Source organism: Pseudomonas sp., assembly GCF_017744435.1.
In the GTDB taxonomy this organism is placed as follows: Bacteria; Pseudomonadota; Gammaproteobacteria; order Pseudomonadales; family Pseudomonadaceae; genus Aquipseudomonas.
Genome location: NZ_JAGIBG010000004.1, coordinates 126,139 through 146,427, shown reverse-complemented (window position 1 = coordinate 146,427; position 20,289 = coordinate 126,139). Strand labels below are relative to the sequence as shown.

Annotated in this window: 16 protein-coding genes; 6 read left to right on the top strand and 10 right to left on the bottom strand. The window is 61.6% G+C overall.

The window, feature by feature from the left end:
- Positions 1-315 precede the first annotated feature (315 nt).
- Entirely contained in the window at positions 316-4,611 is a 4,296-nt protein-coding gene (locus tag J7573_RS04875) for an NEL-type E3 ubiquitin ligase domain-containing protein (protein ID WP_294326508.1), read from the top strand.
- 66 nt (positions 4,612-4,677) lie between these two features.
- On the opposite strand, the gene glpD is transcribed toward J7573_RS04875, so the two are convergent.
- From glpD to J7573_RS04855, 4 genes are all read right to left on the bottom strand, one after another.
- Positions 4,678-6,216 (bottom strand): glycerol-3-phosphate dehydrogenase, encoded by a 1,539-nt coding sequence (glpD, locus tag J7573_RS04870; RefSeq protein WP_294326506.1) that lies wholly within the window; start codon positions 6,214-6,216, stop codon positions 4,678-4,680.
- Positions 6,217-6,390: 174 nt separating this feature from the next.
- Entirely contained in the window at positions 6,391-7,146 is a 756-nt protein-coding gene (glpR, locus tag J7573_RS04865; RefSeq protein ID WP_294326504.1) for a DNA-binding transcriptional repressor GlpR, read from the bottom strand.
- A 252-nt stretch (positions 7,147-7,398) separates the two neighbouring features.
- Positions 7,399-8,898, bottom strand: coding sequence for a glycerol kinase GlpK (gene glpK / locus J7573_RS04860; protein ID WP_294326502.1), 1,500 nt, complete (start codon positions 8,896-8,898; stop codon positions 7,399-7,401).
- A 41-nt stretch (positions 8,899-8,939) separates the two neighbouring features.
- A complete protein-coding gene (locus J7573_RS04855; RefSeq protein ID WP_294326500.1) occupies positions 8,940-9,791 on the bottom strand; it encodes an MIP/aquaporin family protein in 852 nt (283 codons plus the stop codon).
- A 302-nt stretch (positions 9,792-10,093) separates the two neighbouring features.
- Between J7573_RS04855 and ybaK the strand changes: the two genes are divergently transcribed.
- Entirely contained in the window at positions 10,094-10,564 is a 471-nt protein-coding gene (gene ybaK / locus J7573_RS04850) for a Cys-tRNA(Pro) deacylase (RefSeq protein WP_294326499.1), read from the top strand.
- A gap of 37 nt (positions 10,565-10,601) precedes the next feature.
- Here ybaK and J7573_RS04845 read toward each other — a convergent pair whose 3' ends face one another.
- Together J7573_RS04845 and argF are read right to left on the bottom strand one after the other, a co-directional pair.
- The gene (locus J7573_RS04845; RefSeq protein WP_294326496.1) at positions 10,602-11,711 is read right to left on the bottom strand and encodes an ABC transporter ATP-binding protein; all 1,110 of its coding nucleotides are present in this window, start codon (positions 11,709-11,711) and stop codon (positions 10,602-10,604) included.
- Complete coding sequence (argF, locus tag J7573_RS04840) at positions 11,708-12,628, bottom strand: ornithine carbamoyltransferase (RefSeq protein ID WP_060512706.1); 921 nt, start codon at positions 12,626-12,628, stop codon at positions 11,708-11,710. Before argF ends, J7573_RS04845 begins: the two co-directional genes overlap by 4 nt.
- 383 nt (positions 12,629-13,011) lie before the next feature.
- On the opposite strand from argF, the gene J7573_RS04835 reads away from it, so the two are divergent.
- The gene (locus J7573_RS04835; protein WP_294326490.1) at positions 13,012-15,120 is read left to right on the top strand and encodes a molybdopterin-dependent oxidoreductase; all 2,109 of its coding nucleotides are present in this window, start codon (positions 13,012-13,014) and stop codon (positions 15,118-15,120) included.
- Positions 15,121-15,211: 91 nt separating this feature from the next.
- A complete protein-coding gene (gene grxD / locus J7573_RS04830) occupies positions 15,212-15,547 on the top strand; it encodes a Grx4 family monothiol glutaredoxin (protein ID WP_010952251.1) in 336 nt (111 codons plus the stop codon).
- Positions 15,548-15,605: 58 nt separating this feature from the next.
- On the opposite strand, the gene bfr is transcribed toward grxD, so the two are convergent.
- Both bfr and J7573_RS04820 read right to left on the bottom strand, forming a co-directional pair.
- Positions 15,606-16,079, bottom strand: coding sequence for a bacterioferritin (bfr, locus tag J7573_RS04825; RefSeq protein WP_003258014.1), 474 nt, complete (start codon positions 16,077-16,079; stop codon positions 15,606-15,608).
- A 201-nt stretch (positions 16,080-16,280) separates the two neighbouring features.
- Positions 16,281-16,502 (bottom strand): bacterioferritin-associated ferredoxin, encoded by a 222-nt coding sequence (locus tag J7573_RS04820; protein WP_027918972.1) that lies wholly within the window; start codon positions 16,500-16,502, stop codon positions 16,281-16,283.
- 214 nt (positions 16,503-16,716) lie between these two features.
- Here J7573_RS04820 and J7573_RS04815 point away from each other — a divergent pair, with 214 nt between their 5' ends.
- Positions 16,717-17,319 (top strand): peroxiredoxin C, encoded by a 603-nt coding sequence (locus tag J7573_RS04815; protein WP_027918971.1) that lies wholly within the window; start codon positions 16,717-16,719, stop codon positions 17,317-17,319.
- Positions 17,320-17,405: 86 nt separating this feature from the next.
- Here J7573_RS04815 and rnt read toward each other — a convergent pair whose 3' ends face one another.
- Positions 17,406-18,080, bottom strand: coding sequence for a ribonuclease T (gene rnt / locus J7573_RS04810; protein ID WP_294326467.1), 675 nt, complete (start codon positions 18,078-18,080; stop codon positions 17,406-17,408).
- Complete coding sequence (gene pyrC / locus J7573_RS04805; protein WP_085675229.1) at positions 18,077-19,123, bottom strand: dihydroorotase; 1,047 nt, start codon at positions 19,121-19,123, stop codon at positions 18,077-18,079. Before pyrC ends, rnt begins: the two co-directional genes overlap by 4 nt.
- A 130-nt stretch (positions 19,124-19,253) precedes the next feature.
- Here pyrC and J7573_RS04800 point away from each other — a divergent pair, with 130 nt between their 5' ends.
- Entirely contained in the window at positions 19,254-20,234 is a 981-nt protein-coding gene (locus tag J7573_RS04800) for an OmpA family protein (RefSeq protein ID WP_294326459.1), read from the top strand.
- Positions 20,235-20,289: the final 55 nt, after the last annotated feature.

Sequence of the window (20,289 nt, the reverse complement as noted above, 5' to 3'; positions counted from 1 at the left end):
TTTTATGGAGCCGTTGGCGGACTCTTTCGTTCAACGAATACAGCAAGAAGCGAGTGCATTCGGCTACCAAGTGTAGAGCATGAGTCGTGCCAAGCTCTGGTACTGATCATAACGCCGCGAAAACGCTGGGGATTAAGCTTTTTTGACGTGCACGCCCCTACAGTTGGTGTTCGGCTTTCCGAATGAATCGATTTGTCGCGAGCGGAAATCCGAACGAATGGCGAGTCGGGACGCTGATTGACGGGATCAGCAATAAGTAACGCAGAACGTGTCGCGGCGCATGGTGATCTTGCGATTTCCACAAGGGAGAGTCGCATGAGCCTGTTCCACGCTGCTTCAATCGATACGTTCATCGAAGGCCGTTTGCCCGACTGGCTGACCAAGGCCTCGCTTGACCGCTTGCGGGCCCTGCACGCCGCGCTTCGCGAGCAGGACAATGCCACGCACCATCTGCATGAGGTCATGCGGCACGTTACACCGCTCGATCAGTTTGCACTGCCACTGTTGCACGCGAGCCTGAGCCATCGTGGCGTCAGGCAGATCGATGCAAGGACGTGCTGGGTCCGAATCAGGCAGGAAACCTTGTTACCCACTGTTTCGCTGACAGTGTCCCCCTTGCATGTAGTGTCCCACGAGAAGCAAGTAGTGCTCGCAGCTGCCTTGCATAACTATCATGTCGCCGACACGCGGCCCGTGACTGGGCGCAAAGGCCAGCTGGTCGATGAGCAGGGCAGACAGTTGCCAATCGGCTTTACCGCGTTTGCCGGCATGTGCCGTGAACTTGACCTTGGGCGGCGATACCAGGAACTGCTGGAGGAGCATCTCAAGCCCAAAGATGCTCCAGGCGAGTCAGCGGGTGCAGCTGCTTTGCGCGTGCGACGGCTTTTCGAAAACAGTGTACGGGCACGGTTCGAAGTAGACGTACGCATGGCCGCCATGCAAGGCACTGTGGATGAAGCCTGCTATCTGCATCTACTGCCGATAATGTCGAAGCGGCCGGTAGTGCCGGCGCTGACGGGTACGACGGTTGCTCGCCAGCTGTATCTGCTGGGCAAACAGATCCGGGGGGTGGCTACCTTTGAAATCAGCGCCATGCCCGGATCGCAAGTCCTGGTGTGGATCCCGGGTGATCCTCATGGCGCGTTGACGTCCTTCCCATCTTGGGAGGCCTTGTACAGCGAGTTGGCCAAGCGGCTTGCAAAACCCGCGTACCAGGCATTTTTCTTCCGATTTATCAGCGAGCGGGACCGCTCCGGCTTTCATCAACTTCTGCTGCAACGTGTTGCTGGAAAGCCAGCCAGCGGTGACGCTGAACTCGATGCGCGCAACCTACCTATTGATACGCCGTGTTTCGAGCACCTGGCAGCCCTGCATATCGCAAAGTTGTTCGATGATGCGCGCGTGCTGGCTGTTCCTACCGCTGACGAAGACGAACAGGACCGGCGTGAGCGTTTGAGTTTTTACACGTCCATGGGTATGGGGCTTGTCAACCTTGCCGGCTTGTTCCTGCCTGTCGTTGGCGAAGTGCTGCTGGTGGTCGGAGCATTGGATATCGTCAATGAGGTCTACGAGGGTTACCAGGACTGGCAACGGGGTGACAGGCAAGGCGCACTGGACCACCTGTTCGGTGTCGCGGAAAACATCGTTCTCGGCGCATTGATAGCGAAGGGCAGCAGTGTGGTGCTCAAGACGCTTGATCGCTACGCGTTCGTTGATGAGCTTGCGCCGGTTTGCCTGCCTTCTGGGCAAGTACGCTTGTGTGCCAGTGACCTGGCGGCCTATCGCGTGCAAGGTGCGGGAGCGGCTGGTCACGCGCAAGAGCTGTTGAGCATCGACAACGCCTATTACCGTGTCGTCGAGGACAGTGCCTCAGGGATTACTCGCTTGAAACACCCCCTGCGTGAAGACGCCTTCGCTCCAGAGGTCCATGAAAATCCCGCCGGTGGGCAGTTTCACGAGCTGGAGTATCGGCAACGTTGGCAGGGCAGCGCGTTGCTGCGCCGCATGCAGCACAGTTTTGGCGAGATGCCTGAGGACGTCGCGGAGCAGCTGCTGCGAATCACCGGTTTCGACCAGGCCAGCATCAGGCGACTGCACCTGGAGAACATGGGCCCGCCTGCACGGATTGCAGATGTCTGGGAGTTGTACCAGATACGGGAACAGCTGCCTGAGTTGTATGGCGAGTCGCTGGACACGGAGCAGATCCGACGGGAACCACCGCTGAATGAGACAGAGCAGCTTGTTCGCAAAACCTTTCCCGGGTTGTCTGCGCGAGGAAGCCGGGAGATTCTCGATGATTTGACCGACGTCCAGTTCGACAGTTTGCACAAGCACCAGCGAGTACCGCTGAGCCTCGCGCAACGAGCACGTTGGTACATGCGAGACCAGCGCCTCGATCGGGCCTGTGTCGGCCTGCAATGGGCGCGGATGGCAAATGCCGACACTGAACGTCTGGCAATAGGTTTGGTTGACAAGCTCGCACCCTGGCCCGAGTCGATAGCTGTCGAGTTGCGCGACGGGGCGTTGGATGGACGGTTACTGGCGCGCAGCGGGGCGGCCGAGGCGGGCGAGGTCCGCACGATCGTCAAGCATCAGCAGCATTACACGATTGGCGCGTCAGATCAGACGCTGGAGTTGCTGGAGGCGCTGAAACTTACGTTGGATGCTGATCAGCAGTTGCTACTGCTGCCGGGCAGGGAACTCTCCCCGCAGGCCTTGCGCGAACGTTTGGTAGGGGCTGCGTCCGCTGATCGAGAGGCTGCGGGTGAAATCATAGGCTTGGCTGCGGCCGATAACAGGCTGCGGCCGCCCCGACGTTTCGGGGATGGACGCCTGGGCTACTCGCTCAGTGGAGGCGCAGGCAGCAGTCGGCGGGCTATCAGGTGTGGTATCCATCGCATTTTCCCGACACTGAACGATGAGCAGTTGAATGCCTATCTGGAAGGTGTCATGGGGCGTAATGTCGGCTTATGGGAGCACTACATCGACCTGGACGCTCACCTGAACAATCTGCGTAGTGCATTGCGCAGCTGGCGTGGGCAGGCTGAGGGCCCGCGGGACGTGTGGCGGCGCCATCGTGTTGCACGAGCGTTGCGCAGGAGCTGGCGCCGCAAGATTACCAACGATGCCGGGGACTATGTGCTGGACATCAGTGGCCAGCGCGTGGGGCGCTTGCCTGATCTACCGCAAGCGCTGGATTTTGGCCACGTGCGCAGGATGCGTCTGACCGATATGGGCCTGACCGAATTGTCACAAGACTTCCTGGCGCGCTTTCCCAATCTGCTGTCGCTTGATCTGCGGGGTAACAGGCTTGAGGCCATCCCGCCAGGTATCGAGCGCCTGACGCAATTGCGGGAGCTGCGGCTCAGCGACAATCGCCTGACCATCAGCCCGGCGGATCAGGCTCGACTGGTTACCCTGCAACGTCTGCATACGCTGGATCTGGCCCGCAACCCGCTGGTTCAGTCGCCGTCGCTGATGGCCATGCGTAATCTTCAGCGGGTGAACCTGCGTGACACACAGCTGACTGAGTTGCCTATGCAGATCCCCCCACGCGCCCATCTTGACCTGCGTGAGAACAGGATCGTCCAGTTACGCCAGGACATACGCCTGCTGCGAGACCGGCTGCAGCGAACCGCGTTGCATGACAACCCGCTGGATACGGCCAGCCGGAGACTGGTGGATGAGGTGGCTGCGGGCGAGGGGCGCAGAAGCGCAGCCTACCGGCATCAGGCGGTCAATGAGCGGGTGCTTTCCGACTGGCTGGGGCCACAGCAAGGGACGCAGCGAGAGCGTTACGCCGCGACATGGGAGGCCCTGCGCGCCGAGCAGGGGTCGAGCGACCTGTTTCGTTTTCTGGCGGACTTCACCGATGGCCGGGATTTCTTGCGATACCCTGAGCACTACCGCCGACGTATCTGGAGCATTCTGAAGTTTTGCGAGCAGCATGAGCCGTTGCGCGTACGAATGTTCGAGGTAGCTGGCGGAGCTGCTACCTGTGATGACCGTTTGCTTTACATCCTGAATGAGCTGGAGGTGGCAGTACAGGCGGAACGTGCTCTTGGTGGCTTAGGCGGCAGGCAACTCGAGGGTGAGCTGTGGAGGTTGGGGCGCGCCTATTTTCGTCTGGACGAGGTCGACAATGCTGCTGCATTGCATATCAAAGATGCGCGCGAGAGCGGAAACGAAGTTGACGATATCGAGGTTCGGCTGTTTTTTCGGACCCGGCTGATGCATTCACTTGGCTTGCCGATCGAGGCTGACCAAATGCATTACCCGATGTTCGCCAATGTAAGCAATCGGGATCTGATCGGCGTCGAAGGGCGAGTGCTTTCGAGAGAAACCCCGCAGCGGCTGATCGACTCGCTGGCGGATCGACCGTTTTGGCAGACGTATGCGCGTGACCATTATCCAGAACGATTCGATGAACTAACCGAGTCTTTCCTGGAGCAAGAGGAAAAGAACCTGGCCGACGTGAATGCCGAGCGTATCAATGAGTGGCAATACCTCCAACGTGGGAACGCACTGCGCAAGGAACATGAAGATGCCGAACGTGAGTGTTATCGCACACTGGCTTCGCAGTTGCAGCAACGCTTGAACGCCCAGGCCTGAGTGGCGCCTGCCTGGGTTCAGGTGAACGTGGGCAGCGCCCGAAGCGCTGCCCTGTGCGGCTTGATGTCAGGCGGCGCGGATCGCCGCCTGCTTCAGTTGTGCTTGTGCAAGGTAATTGCGCAGCGCTTGTTGTTCGCTGGTGCTGGTGAACAGGCCCAGCTTGGTCCGGCGCCAGAGGATGTCGTCGGCATCGTGCGCCCATTCCTCATCGCTCAGGTAGTCCACTTCACGGCTGAACAAGCCCCCACCCATCGACTGGCCGAGATCTTCAGGCCCGTGTACGCCATCCAGCAACCGCCACACACGGCTGCCGTAGGTAGATGCCCAACGCTTGGCTATGTCCACCGGCAGCCAGCCGCAGCGCGCCAGAATGGCGTCGCTCAAAGCCTGGGCGGTGGTCATGTTCTCGCCGCCCGGCAGCGGTGCCGTGGCTGTCCAGCTGCCGCGCATCTGGGGGAAGAATGGCTTGAGTTCACCCATGGCCGATTCCGCCAGCTTGCGGTAGGTGGTCAACTTGCCGCCGAAAACCGACAGCAGCGGTGCCTGGTTTTCACTGGCCGACAACGCCAGGGTGTAGTCGCGGGTCACCGCCGACGGGTTGTCCGATTCGTCGTTGCACAGTGGGCGCACGCCCGAATAGGTGTGCAGGATGTCGCTGCGGCTGATCTGGTGATTGAAGTGCTCGTTGACCACCTTCAGCAGGTAGTCGGTTTCCTGTTCGGTGATCGCCACCTTGGCCGGGTCGCCGCTGTACTCGCGGTCGGTGGTGCCGATCAGGGTGAAGCGGTCCAGATACGGAATGCAGAAGACGATGCGCTGGTCTTCGTTCTGCAGGATGTAGGCGTGTTCGCCCTCGTACAGACGCGGCACGATAAGGTGGCTGCCCTGGATCAGGCGGATGCCGTAAGGCGCCTCGAGCTTGAGGTCATCCTTGATGAAGCTGGCCACCCAAGGGCCGGCGGCATTCACCAGGGCGCGCGCGCGAATGCTCTGCACACTGCCATCGGCATGCTGCAGTTCAACCTGCCACAGGCCGTCCACGCGTTCGGCGCGCAGGCAGCGGGTGTGGGTGTGGATGTGCGCGCCGTTTTCGCGGGCGCTCATGGCGTTGAGCACCACCAGGCGAGCATCGTCCACCGCGCAGTCGGCGTATTCGAAACCGCGGGTGATCGCCGGCTTGAGCGGGTAGCCCGGGCCGAAGCGCAGGCTGCGCGAGGCGCCCAGGCGCTTGCGCTTGCCGAGGTGATCGTAAAGGAACAGACCGGCACGGATCATCCAGGTCGGGCGCAGGTGCGGGCGGTGCGGCAGCACGAAGCGCATTGGCTTGACGATGTGAGGGGCCTTTGCCAGCAGGACTTCGCGCTCGGCCAGCGCTTCACGGACCAGACGGAACTCGTAATGCTCCAGGTAGCGCAGGCCGCCATGAATCAGCTTGCTGCTGGCCGACGAGGTGTGTTGTGCCAGGTCGTCCTTTTCGCAGAGAAATACCTTGAGGCCACGCCCGGCGGCGTCTGCAGCGATGCCCACACCATTGATGCCACCGCCGATCACGGCGAGGTCGTAGCAGTCGGCGACTGGGGGCTGGGGCGAGACGGGCTGGGACACGGACAAGGCCTCCTGAGGCTGTTTACATCGAATATGAACATCAATGTTCGTTTCCGAAAATACTAGCGCAACAGAAAGCCGGTCGCCAGTCAGTCTTTATAGAAAAAACTGATCAGATGACAATAAAGTGAACATTTACGAAAATGACGGGCCTGCCGACGGCCCGTCGTGGGGTCAGACCACTTCGAGGCGGATCTTGTACTGGTTCAGCAATTGGGTGAGGGCTGGGGTAGGTGCCTGGTCGGTCACCAGGCAATCGACCAGGCTGATCGAGCCGAGGCGCACCATCGCGTTGCGCCCGAACTTGCTGGAGTCGGCGGCGAGTACCACCTGGCGAGCATTGGCGATGATCGCCTGGGAAACCCGCACTTCCTGATAATCGAAATCGAGCAGGCTGCCGTCTTCATCGATGCCGCTGATGCCAACCAGGGCGAAATCGACCTTGAACTGGTTGATGAAGTCGACGCTGGCCTGGCCGACCACGCCGCCATCACGACGTACCGTGCCACCGGCTACCAAAACCTCGAAGTCATCCTTGGCGGCCAGAATGGCAGCCACATGCAGGTTGTTGGTGATGACTTTCAGGTGGTTGTGGTTGAGCAATGCCCGGGCAATCGATTCGGTGGTGGTGCCGATGTTGATGAATAGCGAGGCATGGTCGGGGATCTGCTGCGCCACGGCTTCGGCGATGCGCTGCTTTTCGTCGCGCATCTGATCGGCGCGCATGGCATAGGCGGTGTTTTCGATGCTCGAATCATAGGCAGCACCGCCGTGGTAGCGGCGTAGCAGGTTGAGCTCGGCCAGCTGGTTGATGTCGCGGCGGATGGTTTGCGGTGTGACGACGAACAGCTGCGCCATTTCTTCGATACTGACGTAGCCGCGGTCGCGCACCAGTTCGAGGATTTGTTGTTGGCGTGGGGGCAGATTCATGGGCGGTCCTTTGGGGCTGCCGGACAAATTCTGCAATGATGCCGTAGGAAGGGGACTACGGCCAGTAGACGATGGCGCATTAGCGCGCGGTCATTGTGGGAACGGCCTTGCCGGGGCGCCGGACCGGTCGGAAAGGGCTGCAAAGCAGCCCCGGCAAGTTTGTGCGTCTGCGCTGAAACTGTGGGGCCGCGTTGCGGCCCTTTCGCGACGCAAGGCCGCTCCCACAGGGACCGCGTCAGCACGCATGTGGTGTTACGCCTCGTGATCTTCCCAGTCACGGGTGCGGTCGACGGCCTTCTTCCAGCCGGCATACAGTTTCTCTTTCTGCGCCTCATCCAGCTGCGGGCTGAACTCGCGCTCGATGATCGCCTTGTCGCGCAGTTCCTCCAGGCCGCTCCAGAAGCCACAGGCCAGGCCTGCCAGGTAGGCGGCGCCGAGGGCGGTGGTTTCGCGCATTTTCGGGCGTTCAACGCAGGTGCCGAGGATGTCGGCCTGGAACTGCATGAGGAAGTTGTTGGCCACTGCGCCACCGTCCACGCGCAGCTCCGACAGGCGCTGGCCGCAGTCCTGCTGCATGGCTTCGAGCACGTCGCGGGTCTGGTAGGCGATCGATTCCAGCGCGGCGCGAATGATGTGATCGACCTTCACGCCACGGGTCAGGCCGAACAGCGCGCCACGGGCATAAGGGTCCCAGTACGGCGCACCCAGACCGGTGAAGGCTGGCACCAGATACACACCGTTGCTGTCCTTGACCTTGCTGGCGAAGTACTCGGTATCCAGTGCATCGTTGACGATTTTCAGCTCGTCACGCAACCACTGTACGGTGGAACCACCGTTGAATACCGCGCCTTCCAGCGCATAGGCCACCTCGCCACGCGGGCCGCAGGCGATGGTGGTGAGCAGGCCGTGGGAGGATTTCACGGCCTTGTCGCCAGTGTTCATCAGCAGGAAGCAGCCGGTGCCATAGGTGTTCTTGGCCTGGCCCGGTTCCACGCACATCTGGCCGAACAGCGCCGACTGCTGGTCGCCAGCGATACCGGCGATGGCGATGCCGCTCTTGGTATGGCCGTAGACCTCCGACGACGGACGGACCTCGGGCAGCATCTGCCGCGGGATGCCGAGGATTTCCAGCAGCTTGTCGTCCCACTGCAGGCTGTGGATGTTGAACATCAGCGTGCGCGAGGCGTTGGTGTAGTCGGTGACATGCACCTTGCCACCAGAGAACTTCCAGATCAGCCAGGTATCGATGGTGCCGAACAGCAGCTCGCCACGCTCGGCGCGTTCGCGGGCACCTTCGACATTGTCGAGGATCCACTTCAGCTTGGTGCCGGAGAAGTACGGGTCGGTGACCAGGCCGGTGGCTTCGCGGATGTAGTCTTCATGGCCATCACGCTTGATCTGGGCGCAGATCTCGGTGCTGCGGCGGCACTGCCAGACGATGGCGTTGTACACCGGGCGGCCAGTTTCCTTGTCCCACACCACGGTGGTTTCACGCTGGTTGGTGATGCCCAGCGCGGCAACCTGCGCATGGCTGATACCGGCCTGGGCCAGGGCCTCGACCATGGTCGCGCTCTGGGTGGCGAAGATCTCCATCGGGTCGTGCTCGACCCAGCCAGCCTGCGGATAGTGCTGGGCGAACTCGCGCTGCGAGGTGCCGACCACATTGGCATCGCGGTCGAAGATGATCGCCCGCGAGCTGGTGGTGCCCTGGTCCAGGGCGATGATGTAGTTCTTATCCTGGGTGTCTGTCATGGTCGTAGGCCTTGCATAAAGAGGAATTCAGGGCGTCAGCATCAGTTGGCTTGAGTATCGCCCTGGCGATTGTCGGTTGTCTCGGCGCTTGCGCTTTGCGCCGTCGGCAGGTTGCGGGCGATCAGGCCGCGATAGGTCGCAGCCCCCAGGCAAGCGCCGAGGATCGGTGCGAGCACCGGAACCAGGAAATACGGAATATCCCGACCGCCAGTGAAGGCGATTTCGCCCCAGCCAGCCAGGAAGGTCATCAATTTGGGGCCGAAATCGCGGGCCGGGTTCATCGCAAAACCGGTCAGCGGGCCCATGGCACTGCCAATCACGGCGATCAGCAGGCCGATCAGCAGCGGGGCCATGGCGCCGCGCGGCAGGCCATTGTTGTCATCGGTCAGGGCCATGATCACGGCCATCAGGATTGCGGTGATCACCACTTCGACCAGGAACGCCTGGCCAGTGGACAGTGACGGGTGCGGATACGTCGAGAATACCGAGGCCAGTTCCAGGCTTTCGGTGCTGCCACGCAGCATGGCGTGGGCCTGTTCGAAATCGAAGAACAGGTTGCTGTAGAGCGTGTAAACGAGTGCGGCGCCGCAGAATGCACCGCAGACCTGGGCAAGCGCGTAGAACGGCAGCTTTCGCTTGTCGAAGCCGGCGAACAGGGTGAGTGCGATGCTCACGGCCGGGTTCAGGTGCGCGCCGGAAATGCCGGCGGTGAGGTAGATCGCCATGCTCACGCCGACACCCCAGATGATGCTGATTTCCCATAACCCGAAGCTGGCGCCGGCAACCTTGAGCGCGGCGACACAACCGGTACCGAAGAAGATCAGCAAGGCGGTGCCGAGGAACTCGGCCAGGCATTGGCTGGACAGCGTGGGTTCGCGTAGAGCAGTCGTCATGTATGACCTCGTTGTTTTTGTTGTGAGGCGCGAAGCGCTCGACAGCAAAGCCTGGTGTCTATCCCCATTGACCCCAGGCGGGTGTTAAGAAGCGCACCTAAAAAGGGCACCATTTATTCAGAAACGAAAAAATATAGACAAGAAACGCTGATGTCAAAGGTCGAAAGTGAACGGGTAGTCACGTTTTGGTCGCCTGTTTCAAAGGCTGATGCCCGTCGTAGAGGGCTGCGTCAGCCATTGGCTGGCTGGGATGCAGGAATTGCCCTAAAGTAGCCGCGACCTGTCCCAGACCGGAGCACTGCATGACCCCCGCACTCGACCTGTTGAAAAAGGCCCGCGCCGAACATCGCGTACACAGCTATGAACATGACCCCAAGTCGGCGTCATACGGGCTGGAGGCGGCGGAAAAACTCGGGCTCGATCCGCAGCAGGTGTTCAAGACCTTGCTGGCGAGCAGCGAGAAGGGCGAATTGCTGGTGGCGGTGGTGCCGGTGGTGGGGACGCTGGACCTCAAGGCCCTGGCCCATGCGGCTGGGGTGAAGAAGTGCGAAATGGCCGACCCGGCGGCGGCTCAGCGGGCGACGGGCTATCTGGTGGGCGGGATCAGCCCGTTGGGGCAGAAGAAGCGCCTGCGCACCTTTATCGATGATTCGGCGCAGAATTTTGCAACCATCCATGTCAGCGCCGGACGGCGTGGGCTGGAGGTCGAGTTGGCGGCAGCGGTGCTGGCTGAGCATACCCAGGGCAAATTTGCCGGGATTGGTAGAGGCTGAGATTGTTGGGGCCGCATAGCGGCCCCAACATCTTGAATCAGGTCGCCGAACTGTAGCGGCGAACCCCGTTCTCCTGACGCGCAGAATGTGTCGCGACACTACCCGGCACCGGGAACAGCACCAGGTGGTCGGCCTTCACCGCAATCCCCACATCCTCACCCACCTGGTGGTCGATATGGCTCGGGAAGATCGCTTCGAGCTGGCTGCCAGTGGGCAACTGCAAACGGTACAGTGTCGACGCACCCAGGAAGCTCTTGCCGACGATGTTCGCCTGCAGCGTGCTGCCCGGGGCCGACACGATGTCATCAGGGCGCAGCAGCACATCCACCGAGCTGCCTGGCGCCATGGTGTAGGCGCGGTTGCCACGCAGCTCGCCCAACTCGGTATTGACCGCCTCATGGCTGCTCATCTGGCCACGGATGAAGTAACCCTGGCCGACGAAACTGGCCACGAACGGCGTCTGCGGTTCGTGATACAGGTTGTAGGGCGTATCCCACTGCTCCAGCCGGCCTTCCTTGAACACACCCACGTGGTCGCTGACGGCAAACGCCTCTTCCTGGTCATGGGTCACCAGGATCGCACTGGTGCCGCGGCTCTTGAGGATGTCGCGCACTTCGTGGCTGAGGCGCCGGCGCAGTTCCACGTCGAGGTTGGAGAACGGCTCGTCGAGCAGTAGCAGTTGTGGCTCAGGTGCCAGTGCGCGCGCCAGGGCGACACGCTGTTGCTGGCCGCCCGACAGCTCATGCGGATAGCGCCCGCCGAGGCCGCCGAGCTTGACCAGCTCAAGCATCTCTTCGATCACCTGCGCCTGGTTAGGGTGCTTGGCGATACCGAAGGCAATATTCTGCGCCACGGTCAGGTGCGGGAACAGGGCGTAGTCCTGGAACACCATGCCGATCCGGCGTTTCTCCGGTGCCAGGGTGAAGCCGGCGCGGGAAATCACCTCGCCGGCCAGCTGGATCTCACCTTCGTGCACCGGCTCGAAACCGGCGATGGCGCGCAGGGTGGTGGTCTTGCCGCAACCCGACGAGCCCAGCAGGCAACCGATGTCGCCTGCGTTCAGGTGCAGGTTGAGGTTCTGGACGATGCGCTGCTCGCCGTAGCCGCAGGCGAGGTTGTGCAGGTTGAGCAGTAAGGGTTGACTCATGCGTGGTGGTAAGCCGGTTCGACAAGGAATTCGAGAAGGGCCTTCTGTGCATGCAAGCGGTTTTCAGCCTGGTCCCAGGCGACCGAACGAGGGTCGTCGAGCAGGTCATGGCTGATTTCCTCGCCCCGGTGGGCGGGCAGGCAGTGCATGAACAGGGCGTCGGGTGCCGCCAGGTCGAGCAGTGCGCGGGTGACCTGGTAAGGCGCGAAATGCGCCAGGCGCCTTGCAGTTTCCTCTTCCTGCCCCATGGAAGTCCAGACATCCGTGGTTACCAGGTGCGCACCACGCACGGCTTCCTGCGGATCGCGGATGATCTGCACGTGGTCGCCACCCAGGGCCATGAAGCGTGGGTCGGGCTCATAGCCCTCCGGGCAGGCGATGCGCAGCTGGAAGTCGAACTGCTTGGCCGCTTCGATATACGAGTTGCACATGTTGAAGCCATCGCCGATCCAGGCCACGGTCTTGCCCTGGATCGAGCCGCGGTGCTCGAGGAAGGTCTGCATGTCGGCCAGCAGCTGGCACGGGTGCGACTCGTCGGACAGGGCGTTGATCACCGGCACGCGGGATTTGGCGGCGAATTCGGTCAGGGTGCTGTGGGCGTGGGTACGGATCATCACCACGTCGAGCATGCTCGACAGCACGATGGCGCTGTCACCGATCGGCTCGCCACGGCCCAGCTGGGTGTCGCGTGGCGAGAGGAAGATGGCCTGGCCACCGAGCTGGATCATGCCGGCTTCGAACGACACGCGGGTACGGGTCGAGGACTTCTCGAAGATCATGCCCAGCACGCGGTTCTTCAGGGGCTCGAACAGCACGCCTCGCTTGCGCAGGTCCTTCAGCTCGATGCCTCGGCGGATCACACCGAGCAATTCGTCGGTGGTGAAATCCAGCAGGGAGAGAAAGTGCCTAGCGCTCATGATTGACTACCTTATCTGCAACGGTATGCAGGTCGACCGTATGGTTTTTTTTGACAACGGGAGTGACCTGCGGCGTAAGCCGCACGGGGCGGACGAAATGGGGAAAGGCGCAATACTATAATTAAATGTCGCCTGAAACCAAGAGGGGAAACAGCAGCTCGTTCTTAAGATGTTGCAAAGGGTGTCGTACCCCTTGGGCCTGTGCTGTTTTTTATTTGCTACAGAAGGTTGTACACGGCTTGCTGGCAATTTGGCAAATGGCTGTCGCGAATCGTGCGCCTGATGTCGCGGGATTCACGCCGCGAAGCGCGCTGGCCGGCGCAAGGGCTGCAGCGCATAGTCATTGTTCGACGATTCCTTACGACAACCAGGCAGAGGCGGCCATGACCAAGACCCTGCATCACCGTGCCTGTCACCTGTGCGAAGCGATCTGCGGCCTGAACATAGAAGTCAGCCACGAAGACGACGGGCGAGCGCTGATAAGCTCGATCAAGGGCGACCCGGAGGATCCGTTCAGTCGCGGTCACATCTGCCCCAAGGCGGTGGCGCTGCAGGACATCCAGAACGACCCGGACCGCCTGCGCCAACCTCACCGGCGGGTGGGGAGCGAGTGGCAGCCGATCGGCTGGGACGAGGCCTTTGCCTTGGCCGCCGACAGGCTGTGGGAGGTTCAGCAGAACCACGGGCGCAATGCCGTGGCGGTCTATCAAGGCAACCCCAGCGTGCACAACTATGGGCTGATGACCCACAGCAATTACTTCCTCGGCCTGCTCAAGACCCGAAACCGCTTCTCCGCCACCTCGGTCGACCAGCTGCCGCAGCACCTGACCAGTCATCTGATGTACGGCCACGGCCTGCTGTTGCCGATCCCTGATATCGACCACACCGACTTCATGCTGATCCTCGGCGGCAATCCGCTGGCTTCCAATGGCAGCATCATGACCGTACCCGACGTGGAAAAGCGCCTGAAAGCCCTGCGCGGGCGAGGTGGTCGCCTGGTAGTGGTCGATCCCCGGCGCAGTGAAACCGCCGCCATGGCCGACCAGCATCTGTTCATCCGACCCGGTGGCGATGCTGCCTTGCTCTGTGGCCTGCTCAACACCCTGTTCGATGAGGAGCTTGTACGAGGCTCGCAATTGCCGGTGAATGGCCTGCAGCAAGTGCGCGAAGCGATCCTGCCGTTCAGCGCGGAGGCGATGAGTGCGCACTGTGGCGTTACCGCCACTCAGATACGCCAACTGGCGCGGGACTTCGCTGCTGCAGACAAGGCGGTCTGCTATGGGCGCATGGGGGTCTCGACCCAGGCGTTCGGCACGCTGTGTCACTGGCTGGTGCAGCTGATCAACCTGGTGACCGGCAACCTCGACCGAGAGGGTGGGGCGCTGTGTACCGAGCCTGCGGTCGATCTGGTGGCGACCACTTCAGGTGGCCATTTCAATGCCTGGCAGAGCCGGGTTTCGGGCTTGCCGGAGTACGCAGGCGAGCTGCCGGTGGCGGCCCTGGCCGAGGAGATGCTGACCCCTGGAGAGGGGCAGGTGCGCGCCCTTGTGACGGTTGCCGGCAATCCGGTGCTGTCAACGCCCAATGGCCGGCAGCTGGATGCGGCGCTGGACGGCCTGGAGTTCATGCTCAGTATCGACCTCTACATCAATGAAACCACGCGCCACGCCGACCTGATCCTGCCTTCGACTTCGGCGCTGGAAAACGATCATTACGACAGCACCTTCAACCTGCTGGCCGTGCGCAACGTGACCCGTTTCAATCGAGCTATCCTGGCCAAGCCGGCGGGCGCCTTGCATGACTGGGAGATTTTCGTCGGCTTGGCACAGGCGTTCGCCAAGCGTGCCGAACTTGAACTGAAACCGACCTGGCCGCCAGCGCAGATGATCGACCAGGCCCTGCGCAAGGGGCGCTATGGCGAAACCAGTGCCTGGAAGCTCTCGCTGCAGGCGCTGGACGAGCACCCTCACGGGCTAGATCTGGGGCCGCTGCATGCCAACCTGGCGACGCGCCTGGCAACCGCCAGCAAAGCCGTCGAGGCCGCGCCGCAGGTGCTGTTGGATGACCTGCAGCGGTTGGCCCTGCAGGCGCCTCCAGCGCCGGGCGAGCTGCTGCTGATCGGCCGCCGTCACGTGCGCAGCAACAACTCGTGGATGCACAACTTCCATCGCCTGGTCAAAGGCAAGCCGCGCCATCAACTGCTCATGCACCCGCAGGACCTGCAGCAGCGGCAGTTACAGGATGGTCAGCGGGTGCGTGTCCGTTCGCGTACCGGCACGCTGGAGGTCGAGGTGCAGGCTTGTGAAGACATGATGCCCGGGGTGGTCAGCCTGCCCCATGGCTTCGGCCATGGTCGCCAGGGTGTGCAGCTGCAGGTTGCCCAGGCGCAAGCAGGTGTCAGTGCCAACGACCTTACGGATGAACGCCTGCGTGACCCGGTTTCCGGTAATGCTGCGCTCAATGGCGTGCCCGTGCAGGTCGAGGCCGCATGAGCAGCGGTAAGGCCGAGCACGCTGCTCGGCTTTCCGATACAATGCGTCACCGTGCCGACGACCGCGTCGGAAAGTTCATCCGAGGTGCTACATGGATATCATCGAAACGATCAAAGAGCAGATTGCCAACAACACCATTCTGCTTTACATGAAAGGCTCGCCGAATGCCCCACAGTGTGGCTTCTCCGCGCGTGCCTCGCAGGCTGTGATGGGTTGCGGCGAGAAGTTCGCCTACGTCGACATCCTGCAGAACCCGGAAATCCGCGCCAACCTGCCAAAATACGCCAACTGGCCGACCTTCCCGCAACTGTGGGTAGCCGGTGAGCTGGTTGGCGGTAGCGACATCATGCTGGAAATGTTCGAGAAGGGTGAGCTGCAGACCCTGATCAAGGACGCCGCCGCCAAGGCCAAGGCTTCCGAAGCCTGATCCTCAGGCAGCCATAAAAAAACCCGCTCAAAGCGGGTTTTTTTATGGGGCGAGAATCTTATTCTTCGCCCATCTGCGACTGCAGGTAGTTCTCGATGCCGATCTTGTCGATCAGGCCCAGCTGGGTTTCCAGCCAGTCGATGTGCTCTTCCTCGGACTCGAGGATGTCTTCGAGCATGTCACGCGAGCCGAAGTCGCCAGCGGTTTCGCAGTGGGCGATGGCGGCTTTCAGGTCGACCAGGCCTTTCTGTTCGATCTTCAGGTCGCACTCGAGCATCTCTTTGGTGTGCTCGCCAATCAGCAGCTTGCCCAAGTCCTGAACGTTGGGGATGCCTTCGAGGAAGAGAATACGCTTGATCAGCTTGTCAGCGTGCTTCATCTCGTCGATGGATTCCTTGTACTCGTGCTTGCCGAGCTTGTTCAGGCCCCAATCTTCGTACATGCGCGCGTGCAGGAAGTACTGGTTGATCGCGACCAGCTCGTTTCCGAGGATCTTGTTGAGATGCTGGATGACGCTTACGTCGCCTTTCATGTCGGGTTCCTGCCCTGTAGAAGTGTGCCAATACAGGGAAGTTTGAGCCTGTAACTGGGGGCTGTCAAACCTAAGTGTTTGAATAATAAGTAAAAATTAATAGGAATAAGAATGTTTGTGAACCGCGTTGGAAGGCTAACTTATTGATATACAGGCATAAAAAAACCGGACACGAGGTCCGGTTCTTCGAATTCTGTAATATCAGGCAGCAGTAAATTCCACCGGATAGGGCAGGGCAGCGTGCTGGCTCACCTGCAATTCGGTGAGGGTCTCGCGGACCACCTGCTTGGCCAGGCAGGCGCATTTGCCACACTGGCTGGCGACGTTGGTCGCCGCTCGGACTTCCTTGTAACTGCAGCATCCTTCATAGATCGCATCGCGGATCTGTCCGTCGGTGACGCCGACACAAAGACACACATACATAGGGGCTGACCATCGCGGGTTGAGTCGATGGGTTGGAGCTTAATGTTAATGAGAATGCTTGTCAAAGGACTTTCTGAAAGGGGCGTGCTTGAGCGACCGACGGTTGCATTCGGCCTGTCACCACAAGCCGTGTATGATGGTCGGCCTTTGTTGGATGTCGGGCAAGCCTGCCTTGGCCCGGCAAATGGTTCTTCACCCTCATCAGGAGATTACAATGAGCGTACTCGTTGGCAAACAAGCCCCCGACTTCACCGTCCCAGCCGTCCTGGGCAATGGCGAAATCGTCGACAGCTTCAACCTGGCCTCGGCCATCAAGGGCAAGTACGGCCTGGTGTTCTTCTACCCACTGGACTTCACCTTCGTCTGCCCGTCCGAGCTGATCGCCCTGGACAACCGCATCCCTGACTTCCAGGCGCGCAACGTTGAAGTGATCGGCGTTTCGATCGACTCGCACTTCACCCACAACGCATGGCGTAACACCCCGGTCAACGCCGGCGGTATCGGCCAGGTCAAGTACACCCTGGCGGCCGACATCACCCACGAAATCTGCAAGGCCTACGACGTCGAGTCCGAAGGCGGCGTAGCCTTCCGCGGCGCTTTCCTGATCGACACCAACGGTGTTGTTCGTTCGCAGATCGTCAACGACCTGCCACTGGGCCGTAACATGGACGAGCTGCTGCGTCTGGTCGACGCCCTGCAATTCCACGAAGAGCACGGCGAAGTCTGCCCTGCCAACTGGAAGAAAGGCGACCAGGGCATGACCGCTTCGCCAGAAGGCGTTGCTGCTTACCTGAGCGAGAACGCTGGCAAGCTGTAATTGCCACGCGCATGAAAAAACCGGCCCATGTGGCCGGTTTTTTTGTGCCTGGATGCTGGGGCCGCAAAGCGGCTCAGCATTTCGACTCAGTCGTTGAAGTCGCGCCAGCCGCCCATTTCCTTCCAGCGGTTGACGATGCCGCAGAACAGTTCGGCAGTCTTCTCGGTGTCGTAACGCGCCGAGTGCGCCTCGCGGCCGTCGAAGTCGATGTCGGCGCTCTGGCAGGCCCGCGCCAGCACGGTCTGGCCGTAGGCCAGGCCCGCCAGGGTTGCGGTGTCGAAGCTGGAGAACGGATGGAACGGGTTACGCTTGATATCGTTACGCGTTACCGCCGCATTGAGGAAGCCCAGGTCGAAACTGCTGTTGTGGCCGACCAGGATCGCCCGTTTGCAGCCGTTGGCCTTCAGCGCCTTGCGCACACCGCGGAAGATGTCGGTGAGCGCGCTTTCCTCGCTCACCGCCATGCGCAGCGGGTGGTCCAGCTTGATGCCGGTGAACTCCAGGGCGGCCGCCTCGATGTTGGCCCCTTCAAACGGTTCGACCCGGAAGAAGTAGGTGTGCTCGGGGAACAGGAAACCTTTCTCGTCCATGCCGATGGTCACGGCGGCAATTTCCAGCAGGGCGTCGGTGGCGCTGTTGAAGCCGCCGGTCTCGACATCCACCACAACTGGCAGATAGCCGCGGAAACGCTCGGCCATCGGGTGGCGCGAGCCGCTGCCGCCCTGACCGTCCTGGTCGTCTTCGTAGAGGTCTTCGCTCACGCGTTGTCCTCCAGCAGGCGCCAGCGCAGTTTCTCACCGGCACGCAGCGGGATCACGGTCTGCTCGCCAAACGGCAGGCTGTCCGGGGCGGTCCATTCTTCGCGGACCAGGGTGATGGTGTCGGTGTTTGCCGGCAGGCCATAGAAGGCCGGGCCGTGCAGGCTGGCGAAACCTTCCAGCTTGTCCAGTGCATTGCGCTGTTCGAACGCCTCGGCGTACATCTCGATCGCTGCATAGGCGGTGTAGCAGCCGGCGCAACCGCAGGCGGCTTCCTTGGCGTGACGGGCGTGGGGTGCCGAGTCGGTGCCGAGGAAGAACTTCGGGTTGCCGCTGGTGGCCGCGTCCAGTAGCGCCACCTGGTGGGTGTTGCGCTTGAGGATCGGCAGGCAATAGAAGTGCGGGCGGATACCGCCGACCAGCATGTGGTTGCGGTTGTACAGCAGGTGCTGGGCAGTGATGGTCGCACCGACGTTGGCCGGGGCTTCGGTGACGAACTGCGCGGCGTCGCCAGTGGTGATGTGCTCGAACACCACTTTCAGGGTCGGGAAGCGTTCGACCAGGCGGCGCATGTGCTCGTCGATGAAACGCTTCTCGCGGTCGAACACGTCGATCTCGCTGCGGGTCACTTCACCGTGCACCAGCAATGGCATGCCCACTTCCGCCAACGCCTCGATGGCCGGGAAGATGTTGTCGATGCTGGTCACGCCCGAATCGGAGTTGGTCGTCGCGCCAGCCGGATAAAGCTTGGCGGCGTAGACGATACCGCTGGCCTTGGCCGCGCGGATGTCCTCGGGGCTGGTGCGGTCGGTGAGGTACAGCACCATCAACGGTTCAAAGCGGCTGCCAGCCGGGCGGGCGGCAAGGATGCGCTCGCGGTAGGCACCGGCTTCGACGGCATTGCGCACCGGCGGAACCAGGTTAGGCATGATGATGGCACGGGCGAAAGTACGCGCCACATCGCCAACGGTATGGGGCAGGACGGCACCATCGCGCAGATGGATGTGCCAGTCGTCGGGACGCAGGAGGGTCAGGCGATCGGACATTGGGAATTCCAGGCGGGTCGAACTCAGGCCCCAATGCTACCGGAAAACCCCGGTCCGAGCACGGCTATCAAGTTTTCCGGCAAGCGTCCGATAGCCTGCCTGTAAGCCGTCAGAATTTGTGGAGCCGCCCGTGCGCCAGCGTTACCTAGCCCTGTTGACCCTTGTCGCCAGCCTGCCGGCCGGCGCACTGACCTTCCAGACCCGCATGGAGAATGTCGCCTGGAAAGTCGAGGGTGACCAGTTCGAGTGCCGCCTGATCCAGCCGATCGACGGTTTCGGCAGTGGCGAGTTCGTGCGCAAGGCCGGTGAGCAGCCGGTGTTCCAGTTGCGTTCGCACAGCAATGTGCTCGGTGCAGGTTCCGCTACCTTGCTGGCAGCCGCTGCCCCCTGGCAGCCGGGCCGCGGCGATGTGAATCTCGGCGCTGTTCGCATGGCCCGCAGCGGCGTGCTGTTCAGCTCGTCGCAGAGTCAGGCCAGTCGCCTGATCAACGGCCTGCTCGATGGCCGCAGCACGGTGGTGCGCAATTACACCGGCGAAGGCGGGCGGGCGATGGAGGTACGCGTGCTGCCGGTCAGCTTCGCCAAGGCGTATGACGACTATCAGGCCTGTGCCAGCAAGATGCTGCCGATGAACTATGACCAGGTGCGCCAGACTCAGGTTGGTTTCCCGGGCGGTGGCTTCGATCTCGATGCCGACGCCCGTGCGCGGCTGGATGTGATCCTCGATTACCTCAAGGCCGACCCGACGGTGAACCACATCGAACTCAATGGCCATTCCGACAACAGTGGTAACCGCCTGACCAATCGCGACACTTCACGGCGTCGGGCCTTGGCCGTTGCCGACTACTTCAAGGCCCATGGTGTGCCCGAAGAGCAGATCGTCGTGCGCTTCCATGGCGAGCGCTATCCGCTGGTGAAAAATAACAGCCCGGCCAATCGGGCGCGTAACCGGCGGGTGAATATCGAGCTGGATCGGGTGGCGATGGCAGAGAAGCCGGTAGTGCAGCCGGTTCAGCAGCCGGCACCTGCATCCGCAGCGCCTGCCATCCCGCCTGCTGCTGCGGCTCCGGCTCCGGCTGCTCCGGGTGCACCAGGAACGAAGGCACCCTGACCGTATCTCTTCGCCGCCCTACGTCGCGCCACCGACAGTTCCTGTCGCTTTGTCG

What these genes read in the sequence shown, in the direction of transcription:
- bfr (WP_003258014.1), bottom strand. Translation starts at nt 16,079, where the DNA reads ATGAAAGGCGACGTAAGCGTCATCCAGCATCTCAACAAGATCCTCGGA.
- argF (WP_060512706.1), bottom strand. Translation starts at nt 12,628, where the DNA reads ATGAGCGCTAGGCACTTTCTCTCCCTGCTGGATTTCACCACCGACGAA.
- J7573_RS04835 (WP_294326490.1), top strand. Translation starts at nt 13,012, where the DNA reads ATGACCAAGACCCTGCATCACCGTGCCTGTCACCTGTGCGAAGCGATC.
- J7573_RS04820 (WP_027918972.1), bottom strand. Translation starts at nt 16,502, where the DNA reads ATGTATGTGTGTCTTTGTGTCGGCGTCACCGACGGACAGATCCGCGAT.
- J7573_RS04875 (WP_294326508.1), top strand. Translation starts at nt 316, where the DNA reads ATGAGCCTGTTCCACGCTGCTTCAATCGATACGTTCATCGAAGGCCGT.
- J7573_RS04845 (WP_294326496.1), bottom strand. Translation starts at nt 11,711, where the DNA reads ATGAGTCAACCCTTACTGCTCAACCTGCACAACCTCGCCTGCGGCTAC.
- glpK (WP_294326502.1), bottom strand. Translation starts at nt 8,898, where the DNA reads ATGACAGACACCCAGGATAAGAACTACATCATCGCCCTGGACCAGGGC.
- J7573_RS04855 (WP_294326500.1), bottom strand. Translation starts at nt 9,791, where the DNA reads ATGACGACTGCTCTACGCGAACCCACGCTGTCCAGCCAATGCCTGGCC.
- J7573_RS04815 (WP_027918971.1), top strand. Translation starts at nt 16,717, where the DNA reads ATGAGCGTACTCGTTGGCAAACAAGCCCCCGACTTCACCGTCCCAGCC.
- ybaK (WP_294326499.1), top strand. Translation starts at nt 10,094, where the DNA reads ATGACCCCCGCACTCGACCTGTTGAAAAAGGCCCGCGCCGAACATCGC.
- pyrC (WP_085675229.1), bottom strand. Translation starts at nt 19,123, where the DNA reads ATGTCCGATCGCCTGACCCTCCTGCGTCCCGACGACTGGCACATCCAT.
- grxD (WP_010952251.1), top strand. Translation starts at nt 15,212, where the DNA reads ATGGATATCATCGAAACGATCAAAGAGCAGATTGCCAACAACACCATT.
- glpR (WP_294326504.1), bottom strand. Translation starts at nt 7,146, where the DNA reads ATGAATCTGCCCCCACGCCAACAACAAATCCTCGAACTGGTGCGCGAC.